Genomic DNA, 14,936 nt, shown 5'->3' on the forward strand with positions numbered 1-14,936 from the left:
GGTGGCATCTATTTAACGGAGTGAAACGAGGGGGAATTACTTGCCTTGCCAGACAGGTTCGCGCTTTTCGGCAAAGGCAGTGGCACCTTCCTTGGCATCGGCGGACGTGAAGATATTGGCAATGCGCGGACGCTGCAGATCAAACATCTGGTCCTGACGCCAATCGCGCGACGCGGCAATGACCTGCTTGGCGGTCTGCACAGCCAACGGGCCGTTGGCCGCAATCTGCGCGGCCAACTCCAAAGCCTGTTCGCGGGCCTGGCCTTCGTCGGCCAGACGGCTGACCAAGCCCAGCTCGGCCATGCGCTCAGCAGGATACATGCCGCCGGTCAGCACCATTTCCATTGCCACGTGGTAAGGGACACGGCTGGGTAAACGTATCATGCCGCCCGAGCCGGGCACGATGCCGCGCTTGACCTCGGGCAAGCCGAACATAGCCTGGCTGGACGCCACGATCAGATCGCAGGACAGGGCAATTTCAAAACCGCCGGCCAGGCAATACCCTTCCACGGCAGCAATCAGGGGCTTGCGCGGCGGCCGTTCGCAAATGCCGGCAAAGCCGCGATCGTCGACATAGGGACGCTGTCCGGTCTTGGCGAAGGCCTTCAGGTCCATGCCAGCGCAAAACGTCTGATGGGCACCGGTCAGCACTCCCACCGCCACATCCGGGCTGTTGTCCAGCTCGTCCAGCGCCTGGGCCAGTTCCTGAGCCGTCTCCAGATTAATGGCATTACGCGCCTCGGGACGGTTCAGCGTGATGAGCAGCACCTTGCCGATGCGTTCGAGCTTGACGAGTTCACCCATGGATATGGCCTCCTGGATCGCCGGCCCGGATACGGCCGGCAAATAAGCAAAGTTTGAACAAACGCATATCATACGTCTAAAACTGGGCTATCCGCAGGACCGGTGGCAGTCCGCCCAGCGGCGCGCAATGGGCTTGGGGATGACCACGACCGGCCTATTTATGCTGCAAGCGCGCAGTTCACGCTAAAATGGAAAAATTTTGCGGCTTCTCGCTTTACTGGCCATTGCTCATGCTCACCTTTCAGCAAATCATACTTACGCTCCAGCAATACTGGGACAAGCACGGATGCGCGCTGCTTCAGCCCTACGACATGGAAGTCGGTGCCGGAACGTCCCACACCGCGACTTTTCTGCGCGCCATCGGCCCCGAACCCTGGCGCGCCGCCTATGTCCAGCCTTCGCGCCGTCCCAAAGATGGCCGTTACGGCGACAACCCCAACCGCCTGCAACACTATTACCAGTTCCAGGTCGTGCTCAAACCCGCCCCTGAAAATATCCTGGATCTGTACATCGGATCGCTGGAGGCACTGGGCATCAATCCCAAGGCGCACGACATCCGCTTTGTCGAAGACGACTGGGAAAACCCCACGCTGGGGGCATGGGGGCTGGGCTGGGAAGTCTGGCTCAATGGCATGGAAGTGACCCAGTTCACCTACTTCCAGCAAGTCGGCGGGCTGGACTGCACGCCCACCACCGGCGAGATCACCTACGGTCTGGAACGCCTGGCCATGTACCTGCAAGGAGTGGAAAGCGTCTACGACCTGGTCTGGACCGAAGGCCACAACGGCCAGCGCATCTATTACCGCGATGTGTTCCACCAGAACGAAGTGGAGCAATCCACCTACAACTTCGAGCATGCCGGCACGGACATGCTGTTCGCCCATTTCAACGACTACGAAAGCGAAGCCAAGCGCATCATCGACGTGCCGCTGGCCCTGCCCGCCTACGAACAGACCCTGAAAGCCGCCCACACCTTCAATATGCTCGATGCGCGCGGCGCCATCAGCGTCACCGAACGCGCCGCCTATATCGGCCGCATCCGCAATCTGTCGCGGGCCGTGGCCCAGGCCTATTACGATTCCCGCGAACGCCTAGGTTTCCCCATGCTGAACAAGAACACCCAGGAGGCCAGCGAATGACCGCCTCCCCTACACAGCCTTTACTGGTCGAGCTGTTTACTGAAGAGCTCCCACCCAAGGCCCTGAATCAACTGGGCCAGGCTTTTGCCCAAGGCCTGCAGAAAGTCCTGGGCGAACAGGCTCTGCTGGCCGAGGGCTGCGAGTTGCGCGCCTACGCCACGCCACGCCGCCTGGCCGCCTGGTTCAGCGCCGTGCGCAAGCAGGCCGACGATCAGCCCTACACCGAAAAGCTGATGCCCGCTCATATCGGGCTGACCGACGACGGTCAGATCGCCCCCGCCCTGGCCAAGCGCCTGGACGCCAAGGGCCTGGGCCACATCACCGCCGCCGAACTGGTACGCGAATCCGACGGCAAGCAGGACTATCTGTACGCCCGGGGCGTCGCCCCTGGTGCCGCCTTGGCTGACGGCCTGCAACAGGCCCTGGAGTGGGCCATCACCCACCTGCCCATTCCCAAGGTCATGCGTTATCAATTGGCCGACGGTGTGACCAGCGTACGCTTTGTACGTCCTGCCCACGGCCTGCTTGCCCTGTGGGGATCGGACATCGTGCCGGTCAGCGCCCTGGGCTTACACGCCGGCCGCCAGACACACGGCCACCGCTTCATGTGCGATACGCCGCTGTCCATCCACAGTGCCGACAGTTGGGCCGACCAGTTGCTGGAACACGGCAAAGTGGTGCCTTCCTTTGACGAGCGCCGCGAACAGATCCGGCAGGATCTGGAAAACCAGGCCCGCGCCCTGAACGCCACGCTAGGCCAGGACCCCGAAGTCGAGGCGTTGCTGAACGAGGTCACCGCGCTGGTCGAATTTCCCACTATTTACGTGGGTCAGTTCGACGAGCAATTTCTGCAAGTGCCATCCGAATGCCTGATTCTGACCATGCGTCTGAATCAGAAATACTTCCCGCTGTTCGACCCAGGCTCTCAGGCGCTGACCAATCGCTTTCTGATCGTCAGCAATATGCGCGTGGACAATCCGGTCAACATCATCGAAGGCAACGAACGCGTGGTGCGTCCGCGCCTGGCCGATGCCCAGTTCTTCTTCGAGACCGATCGCAAGCAAGCCCTGGCCGAACGCGTGGCCACGCTAGCCAATAGCGTCTACCACAATAAACTGGGGTCGCAACTGGACCGGATCGAGCGCCTGCAAACGCTGGCCGGCTACATCGCCGATCAGCTTGGCGCAGACAAAACCCACGCCCAGCGCGCCGCCCTGCTGGCCAAGGCCGACCTGAACTCCAATATGGTGGGCGAATTCCCCGAGCTGCAAGGCGTGATGGGTGCCTACTATGCGCAGGCCGATGGCGAAGCCGACGATGTCGTGCTGGCCATCCGCGAGCAATACCGCCATCGCCTGGACCAGCCTGTGCATCCGCGCACCCTGACCCAGGCCGTGCTGTTTCTGGCCGAACGCGCCGAAGTGCTGGTGGGCATCTGGGGCATAGGGTTGGCTCCCACGGGCGAACGCGACCCGTACGCCTTGCGCCGCGCAGCGCTGGGCCTGATCAGCGCCTACGAACAACTGGAACGCGGCGGCTACTTCGGCAACCATCGCCTGGATCTGGGCGCACTGCTCAGTTTTGCCGCCTCTCTGTTCAAAGAAGGCGTGCTGGCCGCCGATACCGTAGCGGCGGTACAAGCCTTCATCTACGAACGCTACCGCAACCAACTGGGCAACGACTACGACCGCAACGTGGTCGATGCCGTGCTGGCCTTGCAGCCGCCCCTGGAACAGGTGCATGCCCGCATCCAGGCCTGCACCTCATTCGCGCAGCGTCCCGAAGCCGACAGCCTGGCTGCCGCCAACAAACGCGTCAGCAATCTGCTCAAGAAAGCCGAAGGCAATCTGCCCGCGCTCGATACCGCTTTGCTGGTCGAGCCGGCCGAACGGGAACTGGCACAGCAGATCACTTTGTTGCAGCCGGTCGCCCAGCAGCAGTTTGAAGCTGGCGAATTCGATGCCTCCCTGGCTACCCTGGCCCAAGCGCGCAGCGCCGTGGACAATTTCTTCCAGGATGTCATGGTCATGGCTGACGATCCCGCCGTACGCGCCAACCGCCTGGCACTGCTGCACAAGCTGCACCTTTTGATGAACCAAGTGGCGGACATCTCGGGGCTGGCACGATAGTGAAATTGGCCATCATCGATCGGGACGGCGTCATCAACCAGGACAGCGACGCCTTCATCAAAAGTCCGGACGAATGGATTCCCATTCCGGGCAGCCTGGAAGCACTGGCGCGCCTGACCGAGAACGGCTGGAAGGTGGTCATCGCCACCAACCAGTCGGGACTGGCACGCGGCTTTTTCTCCATGGCCACGCTCAATGCCATCCACGCCAAGATGCGCCGTGAACTGGCGTTGCACGGCGGTCTGATCGATGCCATTTTCATCTGCCCCCACGGCCCGGACGACGGTTGCGCCTGCCGCAAACCGGCCCCGGGCATGTTCCGCGATATTGCGCAACGCTACGAAATCAGCCTGCACAATGTTCCTTCCGTCGGCGACTCCTTGCGCGATCTGCAAGCCGCCGCCGCCCTGGGCTGCGTGCCCTGGTTGGTACAAACCGGCAAGGGCCTGCGCACCCAGGAAAAAGGCGAACTGCCCGAAAACACCCGCATCGAGGCCGACCTGGCGGCCGTTGTCGACAAATGGCTCACCGAGACCTGATATGGGCATCATCCGCGCCACGCTCTACCAGCTTTTCCTGCTGGTCACCGTCATCCCTTACGCCTTTGCCTGCATCCTCTGGGCTCCTTTGCCGCTGGACTGGCGCTACCGACTGACGGCCGGATGGCCGCGTCTGGCTGTCTGGGGGGCTCGCACGATTCTGGGCATACGCTGGCAGACCAAGGGCTGGGAAAACCTGCCCGACGGCCATGCCGTGATCCTGTCCAAGCACCAATCCGCCTGGGAAACCCTGTTTTTCCCCGCCTATATGCCGCGCCAGGTCTGCTTCGTCTATAAAAAGGAGCTGCATCGCGTGCCCTTTTTCGGGTGGGGGCTGGCTTTGCTGCGCATGATCCCCATCAACCGCGCCAAAGGCCGGGATGCGTTCGAGCAGGTCATCCGCGTCGGTCAGCAACGCATCAACGAAGGGCGCTGGCCGCTGCTGTTTCCCGAAGGCACGCGTACCGCTCCCGGCACGACAGGCCGCTATAAAATGGGCGGTGCCCTGCTGGCCAGCCGCAGCGGCACCCCGGTCGTTCCTGTGGCCCACAATGCGGGCGAATGCTGGCGTCGCAATGCTTTCGTCAAAACGCCCGGCATGGTCACCGTCTCCTTCGGCCCGCCCATCGATCCCACGGGCCTGACCCCCGAAGAACTAAACCAGCGCGTGCAAGACTGGATCGAGGCCGAAATGCGCGTGCTGAACCCCGAACGCTATGCCGGTACCACCGCAACTGGCGCTGTTTCCTGACACCGCCTTCCCGCACCCGGCGCAGCGGCCCACGCCGCTCGCCGGCCAAGCACGCCTGCCCGCCACCGAGTCGCTGACTATACGCCCCCAGACCCTGCCGTCCGGGGTGCAGTGGCACTACATTACGCTCGATGGCCACACCATCGGCTATCAACTCAAGCGCTCCCGGCGACGCACCGTCGGCTTGACCATCAACGACAGCGGCCTGACCGTATCGGTGCCAGCCTGGGTCAAGCTCAACCAAACCGAACAGGCCCTGCAACACAAAGCCGCCTGGATCGTGCGTAAACTGCAAGAATACAAGGCACGCCGTGAACAGTTGGCGCTGAACACACTGCGTTGGCAAGATGGCGACTGCCTACCCTATATGGGCGCATCGATCCAGCTGACCCTGGACCCAAGCGCACAACAAGCCAGTTTCAGCGGCCAGGCCCTGGCCCCCCGCAACAGTGACCGCCTGCACCTGCCTTTGCCCCTAAGCGCAGACTCACGCCGTGTTCAAGAGCTGACCCAAGCCTGGCTACAGCAACAAGCCGCACACTGGTTCGCGCAAAGACTGGAACACTATCAGCAGATGGCAGGCCTGAACGCCCGCAGACTGCGCCTGGCCGCACCTGCCAAACGCTGGGGATCGTGCAGCAGCGACGGAACCATCATGCTGAACTGGCGGCTGATACACTTTGAGCCGGCCATCATCGACTACGTCGTGGCGCACGAAGTGGCCCATTTGCAAGAAATGAACCACGGCCCTCGGTTCTGGGCCCTGGTCGAAGCACTTTATCCCGATTTCATGCATGCCCGTAATCAATTACGGCAACATGATCCGGGCACGTTGCCCTTGCTGTAGAAATGCTGTCTTTTCTACAGCAAGGGCACAGACCAATCTCTAGGAGCTTTTAAACATGCGTATCCTGCACACAATGCTGCGCGTCGGCAATCTGGATCAATCCCTGGCCTTCTACACCGACGTTCTGGGCATGAAACTGCTGCGCAAATCAGACTACCCCGATGGCCGCTTCACCCTGGCCTTTGTCGGTTACCAGGACGAGGCCGACGGTGCCGTGCTTGAGCTGACTCACAACTGGGATACCACTTCATACGAGCTGGGCAATGCCTATGGCCATATCGCCCTGGAAGTGGACGATGCCTACAAAGCCTGTGAAAACATCAAGGCACGCGGCGGCAAGGTCGTGCGCGAAGCCGGCCCCATGAAGCACGGCACCACCGTCATTGCTTTTGTCGAAGATCCGGACGGCTACAAGATCGAATTGATCCAGGCCAAGGGCCGCGTGGACTGATCCCAGCCATAATCCTGCATCAAAGCCCTCTGCAGGGCAGCAGCCATGCTAGAACCGCGCCCTTGGGCGATACACGCATGCTGCTGCCCACGAAGGCAGATCAGGCAGGACGGTGCTCTTGACTATCGGCATCGTCCTGTGCGTCATGGGGATGCCCAAAAACGCCGGATGGGAAATCGTCCACGGCAATAACCTCGGCCACAAGCTGCTGATACGCTTCGATCTGCTGGGCCTGCTCGGCTGTGATCGCCCCTTTGTCGCGGGCGATGCGCCAATCAGACAGTCCGGCTTTGCGCACTTGATCCAGCAGCGGTTGCACCTGAACCGCCAGGCTGAACGCCCGCTCCAGCAAAGTCACCGATGCCGTGTCATGCTCTTCCCAGACGGCCCCCACCAGACGATCCCGAGAACCAGATGGCTCCAGCAACACCTGCGCCACTTTACGGGTCAGATCGTCGCTTGGGCCTCGGGCCGCCAAGCCGAAGGGCCGCAACAAAACCCGCAACACCCAGGCCAGAGGACGCGACGGCAAATTGGACAAAACCTCGTCCATGCGCCGGTCCAACCGCGCCAAGCTGTCCTGCGCGCACCAATGCACCAGCGCAAGGTCGGAATGGTGCCGGCCTTCATCATTCCAGCGTTTGAGCACTGCCGACAACAAGAACAACTCGGCCAGCATATCCCCCAGGCGCGCGGACAGCATTTCCTTGCGTTTCAGGTTGCCGCCCAAAGACAGCAACGCGCATTCGGCAACCAGAGAAAAAGCGGCGCTGTAGCGATCCAGCCGCCGGTAGACAGGTGCAACTTCTCCGGCCTGACGAGGCCAGCGCCCCACCAGTCCGCCCGTCCAAGCCAGAGCGGTAGCACGCAGGGCATTGCGCACGCTGTGGCCCAGATGTCGCCAGATGGCGGCGTCAAAATCATCCTCGCCCTGTTGCGAATCCGGGTTGGACAGCGCCTGCACCTCCTGCATCAGCCAGGGGTGCGAACGAATCGCTCCTTGGCCAAAAACAATCAGGCTGCGGGTCAGAATATTGGCACCCTCGACCGTAATGGCGACCGGCAAGGCGCGATACAGGCCGGACAGATAATTGCTCGGGCCATCGATAACGGCCTTGCCCGCATGCACATCCATAGCAGCATTGACGGATTCCCGCATGCGCTCGGTGCAATGCAGCTTCATGATGGCCGACGCCACCGCCGGTTTGACGCCCTGATCCAGCCCCGCGCAGGTCATACGCCGGGCGGCCTCGACCACATAGGCATTGCCTGCCATACGGCCCAATTGCTCCTGTACGCCCTCGAACTTGCCGATAGGAATACCGAACTGAGTGCGCACGCGCGCGTAAGCGCCGCTGGTGTGGGCAGCAAACAAACATGCCGACGCGGCCAGCGACGGCAAGGAAATGCCCCGGCCCGCGGCCAGCGCACTCATCAACATAACCCATCCCTTTCCAGCCTGGGCAGGCCCACCGATTAAGGCATCCAGTGGCACGAATACATCGCGCCCTTGCGTAGGGCCATTCTGAAAAACTTGCATGGCCGGCAAGTGACGCCGCCCAATGGTAATGCCGGGCAGATCGGTTGGGACCAGCGCCACGCTGATACCCGGCTCAGGATCATCACCCAACAAGCCATCCGGGTCTTGCAACTTAAAAGCCAGCCCCAGCACCGTGGCCACCGGAGCCAAGGTAATGTAACGCTTGGCCCAGTTCAGCCGGATGCCCAGCACAGACTGACCATCCACGTCCTGGCGACACACCACGCCGGTATCGAGCATAGCGGCCGCATCCGAGCCCGCCTCGGGGCTGGTCAAGCCAAAGCAAGGAATATCCTCGCCACTGGCCAGGCGCGGCAGCCAATGACGCCGCTGCTCGTCCGTGCCGAACTGCAGCAACAATTCCCCTGGTCCCAAGGAGTTGGGCACCATGACGGTCACTGCCGCCGTGACTGAACGCACAGCAATCTGCCGCACGACCTCGGAATGGGCATAGGCCGAAAACCCCAAGCCTCCGTACTCGGCCGGAATGATCAAGCCGAAAAAGCCGTGTTCGCGCAAAAAAGTCCAGACCTCGGCGGGCAGATCACCCCTATGCCACTGGTTGTCCCATTCGTCGAGCATTTTGCACAACTGCGCGACCGGACCATCGATAAAAGCCTGTTCGTGGGCATCGAGCCGGGCCGGTGGCACTGCAAGCAACTTCTGCCAATCAGGGCGGCCGGAAAAAAGCTCCGCCTCCCACCAGGCGTCGCCCGCCTCGATGGCTTGCCGCTCGGTGGCGGACAAGCGTGGCAAGGCATTCTGTCCCATGCGATACAAGGGGATAGTCAACCATTTTCTACGCCAGGCTTTCCAGTCCATAATGTCTCCGAAACATGATGCGGCACTCAAGCTTCATTATCACCTTAATACCCCGAGTCTGCGACAATCTTGCCTGGCTCCCGGTCTCTTGGCGCGCTGCCGACAACATGCTCAATACACTTTGGCTGATTTTCTTTCTGATCGCCGCCGTCAGCGGCTTCTATCAATGGCTGGTCCAAGGACAGGCGGATATTTTTGCGCACATGGTGCGCAGCCTGTTCGACATGGCAGCCCTATCCGTACAACTGATGCTGCTGCTGTTCGGCACCCTGACGCTATGGCTGGGATTTCTGAAAATCGCCGAACGGGCCGGGTTGATCGACGTGCTGGGCCGCTGGCTGACGCCGCTGTTTGCCCGCCTGATGCCCGACGTCCCGCGCGGTCATCCCGCGCTGGGTCTGATCACCCTTAATTTCGCCGCCAACGGCCTGGGCCTGGACAATGCCGCCACCCCCATTGGCCTGCGTGCCATGAAGGCTTTGCAAAGCCTGAACCCGCGCCCGGACACGGCCACCAACGCGCAGATCCTGTTTCTGGTGCTCAATGCATCCTCGCTGACACTTTTGCCGGTCAGCATATTCATGTACCGGGCCCAACAAGGCGCGGCAGACCCGACCCTGATCTTTCTGCCCATTCTCCTGGCCACCACCGCGTCATCGCTGACCGGCCTGCTTTGTGTTGCCCTGACTCAACGCCTGCGACTACTTGATCCGGTCCTGATGCTGTGGTTCGCCGCCTTGGCCGTGCTGCTGGGCACGTTCATGGCCTTGCTGGCCACACTGAGTTCGGCCGCCATTCAGACCCTCTCGTCCCTGTTGGGAAATCTGACCCTGCTGGGCATTATCTGGCTGTTTCTGCTGATAGGCTGGCGACGCAAGGTGCCGCTGTACGACAGCTTTGTGGAAGGCGCAAAAGAAGGCTTTGCCGTCGCCCGCGACCTGCTCCCCTATCTGGTCGCCATGCTGTGCGCAGTAGGCATTTTGCGCAGCTCCGGTGCGCTGGACATCGTGCTGGACCTGATACGTTGGCTGGTGGGCCTATCGGGCCTGGATACCCGATTCATTGATGCTTTGCCCACGGCCCTGGTCAAGCCCTTTTCGGGTGGGGCCGCCCGCGCATTACTGATCGAAACCATGCAGCACCACGGTGTAGACAGCTTTCCCGCCTTGCTGGCCGCTACCGTACAAGGCAGCACGGAAACCACTTTCTATGTGCTGGCGGTCTATTTTGGCGCGGTAGGCATACAGCGCGCCCGGCACGCCGTACCCTGCGCACTGGTGGCGGACCTGGCAGGCGTGCTGGCCTCTATTGGCGTGTGCTACTGGTTTTTTGGATGATCAGGCGGCGCGTACTACGCCCTTGTCCAACAAGTGGTCGGCCAAAGCGATGTACTGCTGCAAAGACAAATCTGCTGGACGGGCAGTAGGGGCAATACCCAGGGCGTCCCAGTCAATGCTGGCGGCCCAGTCGCCCAGTCCACCGCGCAACATCTTGCGTTTCTGCGCGAAGGCGCGGGCGACCACTTGCCCAAAAGCAGCGGCGCTTTTTGCCTGTGGACGGTCCGCCGGCAAAGGCACCATGCGTACCACGGCCGACACCACGCGCGGCGGCGGGTTGAACGCCTCGGGCGGCACCTCGAACAGCTTAGTCATGCGATAGCGCGACTGCAGCATGACGGACAAACGGCTGTAGTCGGATGAGCCAGGCTTGGCCACCATGCGATCGATGACCTCGCGCTGCAACATAAAATGCTGATCGATCACCGCATCGGCATGATCCAGCAAATGAAACAGCAAAGGGCTGGAGATGTTGTAAGGCAGATTGCCCACCACCCGCAATTGCGGCCCCAGGGCCGAAAAATCCACCGTCAGCGCATCGGCCTGGATGATTTCCAGCTTGTCTGGGGAGTACTGATGGCGCAAGCGCGACGCCAAGTCCCTATCAATCTCGACGACGCGCAAATGTTCGACCGCCTGGCTAAGCGGCCGGGTCAGGGCCGAGAGGCCCGGACCAATTTCCACGAGATTGTCGACGGCTCGCGGGCCAACGGCCCGGATGATCTGGTCGATGATGGCCTCATCTTCCAGAAAGTTCTGTCCAAAACGCTTGCGCGCCTGATGCTGCGCCATAGTGATCCTTACCGTTTGCGCGTGCTGGACTCGGGGTCCAGGCGATTATCTATATAAGCGCGGCCGCGCAAACCATTGAGCCAGTCCTCGAACGCCGGCTCGGCCCGCTGCTGGAACAATATCTGGCGCGCCTGCATGCGCTTGTATTCGTTTTCCATGTTGCGGGTGCGGCGCTCCACCACCTGGATCAGGTGCCAGCCGAACTGGGACTGCACCGGACCGCTGATCTTGCCCGGTTCCAGTTTGTCCATGGCCTGCTCAAAAGGAGGCACCGTCTCGCCAGGCGACAGCCAGCCCAGATCGCCGCCTTGCGGCGCGCTGCTGTCTTCCGAATAGCTCTTGGCCAAGGCTTCGAAGGACTCGCCGTTGTTCAAGCGCTGATGCAATTGCTCCACACGCTGGCGCGCCTGCTCCGAGGTCCTTACCTTGGACAGCTTGACCAGGATATGGCGGGCGTGCGTCTGGGTAACCATCATGGGACCGGACTGCACCGCGCCGGCACCTGGTGCCTGCGTCGTGGTGACCGGCGCACCGGTAGAGCCGCGCTCGAGCAGTTTCAGGATATGGAAACCCTGTCCGCTGCGCACCAAGCCCGAAACCTGCCCGGGTTCCAAAGTATGAATAGCCTGTACAAACAAATCAGGCCAGTCGGACTGCGAACGGGTCCCCAACACACCACCGCTCAAGGCTTCCTGACCGTCCGAGCTGGACGCAGCCAGACCGGCAAAATCCGCGCCCGAACGCGCTTGGGCGAGCAAGCCTTCAGCCTTGCGGCGCAAGCGGTCTTGCTCACTGGCATCGGCATTCTCGGGCACCCGAACCAGAATCTGAGCCAGCGTGACCGGCCCGTCCTGTTGCTGGGCGGCCGGCTGCCCCAAGGAGGCCAGCCCTGCGCCGCCACCCTGCGCGCGCAGATAGGTATCGATGTCGGCATCCGTAATGTTGATGGAGCTGTCCACGGCCCGCATGCGCAGTTGATCCAAAAGGATCTCCTGACGCAGATTGACCAGGTACTGATCCCAGCTGATACCATTTTTTTCGACTTCGGCACGCAATTGGGCCTCGGTCATTTTGTTGCGGGAGGCGATCAGGCGCACGCCTTCGGTCACCTGCTCGGGTGCCACGCGAATACCCAGTACACGCGCCTCCTGCTGTTCCAGGCGCTCATTGATCAGGCGTTGCAGCACTTGTTTGCGCAACACGTCCTGATCAGGAGCTGGAATCTTTTGATGCTGTAATTGCGCACGCACCTGCGCCGCCTCTAGCTCGACCTGGCGCAAGGTAATGACTTCATCATTGACCACGGCGGCGATACCGTCCACAAACTGCGGAGCGGTGGACTGCGCCGCTTTGGCTTGCTTGGCCTGCGCCCAGACAGGTTGGGCCGCGCCCAGGCCCAGGGCGGCTGCCAAAGCCAGCGCCAGGGTACGGTTGTTCAAGCTGAAACGCATATTATTCATACCTCTCGTAGATCGTTTTTTCCGGCACGGGCTCGGACACGGGCTCGTAACCTATTACCCGGTCGCGCAGCAAACGCATGGGGTCGTTGCCTATGCCGCCCAGCCCGGAGAGCTCCAGCTGGAAAAACAAGGCTTTATTTGTTTCCTTGGCCGAGACCACGTAACGCTGCATGACGACACGCGCGGTCCAGCAGCAGTCGCCTTTGTACTCCAGACCCAGAATGGACTGCGTGCCGCGCCGCTCTTGCATAGAGTAATCGTAACGCCCGACCGCATAGAACTTGTTGGTCAACGGCCATTGGCCGGTCAGGGAAATCGACTCCTTACCGCGCATGTCCAGAGGGTCAGGCTGAAAGGTCGGGTCCAGAACCTGGCGCGGGTCGCGTTCGTAGCGATAGGTCACGCCCAGGGTCGCCAGGCGCTTGGGCCGCCAACGCAAGCCGGACGACATGCGGTTGCGACGACTTTCTTCTGGGTTGAACTGAGCATCGAAATTGACCGACAGCGTGTTGGTCAGCGCGGCGCTGGCTCCCACCAGATAGTCGGAACGCGTGCTGGTGCGGGGTTTTTCGCCCAGCGTAACCTTTTGATCCTCGAAGTACAGACGTTGCGCCGCCTGCAATACCAGCCGCTCGAACCCGGTATCGGCATCCAACCAGCGGGACGTCAGACCCAGTGTCACCTGATTGGCATTGGAGATGCGGTCCCAGCCCCCCGAATAGATGTTTTCGCTAAATGCCTGAGCGAAGTTGAAACTGGCCAGGCCGGTATCGAACAAGGGCAGCGTGGACTGATCCCGATAAGGCACATACAGGTAATAGACTCGCGGCTCCAGGGTCTGAATGGACTGGCTGCCGAACAAGGTGGTATCGCGCTCGAACGTCATGCCGGAATCCAACGACAAAATGGGCAGCACCCGGCTCTGTGTCTTGGAGCGGTTTGCGTACCAAGGCAATTCGCTAGGATACCAGTCAGTCGAATACTGGCTCATGTGCAGGCCCGCCTTGGGCGTGATGTACCAGCCCGGACGCACAATGGGGTAAGCCACCGTGGTGTACGAGGAAAAACGGGTGCCGTCCGGTGCCAGGCGGCGATCCCGGTACGCATCGAATTCCTTTAGATTGCCGCTATAGAAAGGCAGACGAAAACGCGTGGCATAGTTGTCGCTGACCACATCCAGACCGCCCCAGTTATAGCGAGACGCTCCGACATACAGCTCAGGAAGCTTGTCGTACTGCGGTTGCCGATAACCAGCCGAGGCATCCTGCAGAGTTTGATAACGAGTGGCGCTTAAATGCGCCCGAAAATATTTTGACCCACCCCATCCAACACTTACTGTACTAGCCAGGTCCTGAACGGTAGAGTCATTCAAACCGAAAGTACTGAAGTCACGGAAATAATCGTCGTCAGAAACGCGGCGTATATCGGCGTTCAGATAGAAACTAGCCGGCAGACTCTGGCGGTACTGCCCCATGAACAACCAACGTTTAAAGCCCAGATCGCGATCATGCGGCAAATAATTGCCGGTCAGCTCGCCTGAAAAACCATCGCCCAGATAACGAAACTCGCCGCCCAGCATCGCGCCGCGCTTGAGCATGACGCGCGGAGTCAGGGTGGCGTCGTAATTGGGGGCCAGATTCAGGTAATAAGGAACACTAATATCCATGCCGCTGCGCGTGGACATGCCGTAGGTGGGCAGCAAAAAGCCGGATTTACGTTCCTTACGCAACGGAAACGTCAGGTAGGGGGAATACAAGAGCGGCACGCCCTTGAAATACAGTACCCCGTTGCGCGCCACCCCTTCGTTTTCCTTGGAATACAGGTCCACCTTGGGGGATTTGATGTACCAGGCCGGCTCCGGACACGGGCAACCCGAATACACCATCTTGGACAGCCGCATATGATTGCTGCTGAGAATATCGGCCCGCTCGGCCGTGCCGCTGCCACCGGAGGCTCCCAGCCAGAATTCGGGCATGCTCATGCGGCCGGTTTCGGCATCCAGGTTGTACTCGAAATCCGGACTGTGCGCGATAGAACCATCGCGCATGATCAGCCCGTTACCGCGCACATGCACCTGCCCGGTGTTCTGGTCGTAGTCGATCCGGTCGCCCTTGACCACCGAATCGATGCGCCGCACCTGCGCATTGCCCTGCAGACGCAGGGTACCGTTCTCGTTGGCCTGCATGTCATCCCCGATCAGGTAGACGGACATGTCCTCTTCCTGGAGCTTGCGCACCTGCAGGTTCGGAGACGTCTGCAGAGACGGACGGACAGACGACTGCGCCTGGGCTATGCCCAAGCCAGCTGTCATCAAGACGAAAGACC

At 61.0% G+C, this 14,936-nt stretch carries 12 protein-coding genes; 7 read left to right on the forward strand and 5 right to left on the reverse strand.

Annotation, left to right across the window (positions count from 1 at the left end; genetic code table 11):
- Positions 1 to 36 precede the first annotated feature (36 nt).
- Positions 37 to 804, reverse strand: coding sequence for a crotonase/enoyl-CoA hydratase family protein (locus AADW57_RS13895; protein ID WP_341667486.1), 768 nt, complete (start codon positions 802 to 804; stop codon positions 37 to 39).
- Between the two features lie 230 nt (positions 805 to 1,034).
- On the opposite strand from AADW57_RS13895, the gene glyQ reads away from it, so the two are divergent.
- From glyQ to gloA, 6 genes are read left to right on the forward strand one after another with little or no spacing between them, the layout of a single operon-like run.
- On the forward strand, positions 1,035 to 1,943 hold the full coding sequence (gene glyQ / locus AADW57_RS13900; RefSeq protein ID WP_341667487.1) for a glycine--tRNA ligase subunit alpha: 909 nt from the start codon (positions 1,035 to 1,037) through the stop codon (positions 1,941 to 1,943).
- Positions 1,940 to 4,072, forward strand: a complete 2,133-nt coding sequence (gene glyS, locus AADW57_RS13905) for a glycine--tRNA ligase subunit beta (RefSeq protein WP_341667488.1) — start codon at positions 1,940 to 1,942, stop codon at positions 4,070 to 4,072. Before glyQ ends, glyS begins: the two co-directional genes overlap by 4 nt.
- Positions 4,072 to 4,611 carry a D-glycero-beta-D-manno-heptose 1,7-bisphosphate 7-phosphatase gene (gene gmhB / locus AADW57_RS13910; RefSeq protein ID WP_341667489.1) on the forward strand — a complete coding sequence of 180 codons (540 nt, stop codon included), beginning with the start codon at positions 4,072 to 4,074 and terminating at the stop codon, positions 4,609 to 4,611. Before glyS ends, gmhB begins: the two co-directional genes overlap by 1 nt.
- A gap of 1 nt (position 4,612) precedes the next feature.
- Positions 4,613 to 5,362, forward strand: coding sequence for a lysophospholipid acyltransferase family protein (locus tag AADW57_RS13915; RefSeq protein WP_341667490.1), 750 nt, complete (start codon positions 4,613 to 4,615; stop codon positions 5,360 to 5,362).
- Positions 5,328 to 6,209: a M48 family metallopeptidase gene (locus tag AADW57_RS13920; RefSeq protein ID WP_341667491.1), complete on the forward strand. Its 882-nt coding sequence runs from the start codon at positions 5,328 to 5,330 to the stop codon at positions 6,207 to 6,209. The genes AADW57_RS13915 and AADW57_RS13920 overlap by 35 nt, the downstream gene beginning before the upstream one ends.
- Before the next feature lie 55 nt (positions 6,210 to 6,264).
- Positions 6,265 to 6,660 carry a lactoylglutathione lyase gene (gene gloA / locus AADW57_RS13925; protein ID WP_341667492.1) on the forward strand — a complete coding sequence of 132 codons (396 nt, stop codon included), beginning with the start codon at positions 6,265 to 6,267 and terminating at the stop codon, positions 6,658 to 6,660.
- A 100-nt stretch (positions 6,661 to 6,760) separates the two neighbouring features.
- Here gloA and AADW57_RS13930 read toward each other — a convergent pair whose 3' ends face one another.
- Positions 6,761 to 9,022, reverse strand: coding sequence for an acyl-CoA dehydrogenase (locus tag AADW57_RS13930; protein WP_341667493.1), 2,262 nt, complete (start codon positions 9,020 to 9,022; stop codon positions 6,761 to 6,763).
- Between the two features lie 107 nt (positions 9,023 to 9,129).
- On the opposite strand from AADW57_RS13930, the gene AADW57_RS13935 reads away from it, so the two are divergent.
- Positions 9,130 to 10,359, forward strand: a complete 1,230-nt coding sequence (locus AADW57_RS13935) for a nucleoside recognition domain-containing protein (protein ID WP_341667494.1) — start codon at positions 9,130 to 9,132, stop codon at positions 10,357 to 10,359.
- Here AADW57_RS13935 and rsmA read toward each other — a convergent pair whose 3' ends face one another.
- The 3 genes from rsmA to AADW57_RS13950 are packed head-to-tail and all read right to left on the reverse strand — an operon-like array spanning position 10,360 to position 14,922.
- A complete protein-coding gene (gene rsmA, locus AADW57_RS13940; protein ID WP_341667495.1) occupies positions 10,360 to 11,151 on the reverse strand; it encodes a 16S rRNA (adenine(1518)-N(6)/adenine(1519)-N(6))-dimethyltransferase RsmA in 792 nt (263 codons plus the stop codon). It lies immediately after the preceding gene.
- Between the two features lie 8 nt (positions 11,152 to 11,159).
- Entirely contained in the window at positions 11,160 to 12,611 is a 1,452-nt protein-coding gene (locus tag AADW57_RS13945) for a peptidylprolyl isomerase (RefSeq protein ID WP_341667496.1), read from the reverse strand.
- Positions 12,604 to 14,922: an LPS-assembly protein LptD gene (locus AADW57_RS13950; protein ID WP_341667497.1), complete on the reverse strand. Its 2,319-nt coding sequence runs from the start codon at positions 14,920 to 14,922 to the stop codon at positions 12,604 to 12,606. The genes AADW57_RS13945 and AADW57_RS13950 overlap by 8 nt, the downstream gene beginning before the upstream one ends.
- Between the last annotated feature and the right edge of the window lie 14 nt (positions 14,923 to 14,936).

This window comes from Alcaligenes sp. SDU_A2, from assembly GCF_038237375.1.
Lineage (GTDB): Bacteria > Pseudomonadota > Gammaproteobacteria > Burkholderiales > Burkholderiaceae_B > Alcaligenes.

Excerpts from the sequence above, each read along its gene's own strand:
- AADW57_RS13895 (WP_341667486.1), bottom strand. The coding sequence starts at position 804 with ATGGGTGAACTCGTCAAGCTCGAACGCATCGGCAAGGTGCTGCTCATC.
- glyQ (WP_341667487.1), top strand. The coding sequence starts at position 1,035 with ATGCTCACCTTTCAGCAAATCATACTTACGCTCCAGCAATACTGGGAC.
- glyS (WP_341667488.1), top strand. The coding sequence starts at position 1,940 with ATGACCGCCTCCCCTACACAGCCTTTACTGGTCGAGCTGTTTACTGAA.
- AADW57_RS13915 (WP_341667490.1), top strand. The coding sequence starts at position 4,613 with ATGGGCATCATCCGCGCCACGCTCTACCAGCTTTTCCTGCTGGTCACC.
- AADW57_RS13920 (WP_341667491.1), top strand. The coding sequence starts at position 5,328 with ATGCCGGTACCACCGCAACTGGCGCTGTTTCCTGACACCGCCTTCCCG.
- gloA (WP_341667492.1), top strand. The coding sequence starts at position 6,265 with ATGCGTATCCTGCACACAATGCTGCGCGTCGGCAATCTGGATCAATCC.
- AADW57_RS13930 (WP_341667493.1), bottom strand. The coding sequence starts at position 9,022 with ATGGACTGGAAAGCCTGGCGTAGAAAATGGTTGACTATCCCCTTGTAT.
- AADW57_RS13935 (WP_341667494.1), top strand. The coding sequence starts at position 9,130 with ATGCTCAATACACTTTGGCTGATTTTCTTTCTGATCGCCGCCGTCAGC.
- rsmA (WP_341667495.1), bottom strand. The coding sequence starts at position 11,151 with ATGGCGCAGCATCAGGCGCGCAAGCGTTTTGGACAGAACTTTCTGGAA.
- AADW57_RS13945 (WP_341667496.1), bottom strand. The coding sequence starts at position 12,611 with ATGAATAATATGCGTTTCAGCTTGAACAACCGTACCCTGGCGCTGGCT.
- AADW57_RS13950 (WP_341667497.1), bottom strand. The coding sequence starts at position 14,922 with ATGACAGCTGGCTTGGGCATAGCCCAGGCGCAGTCGTCTGTCCGTCCG.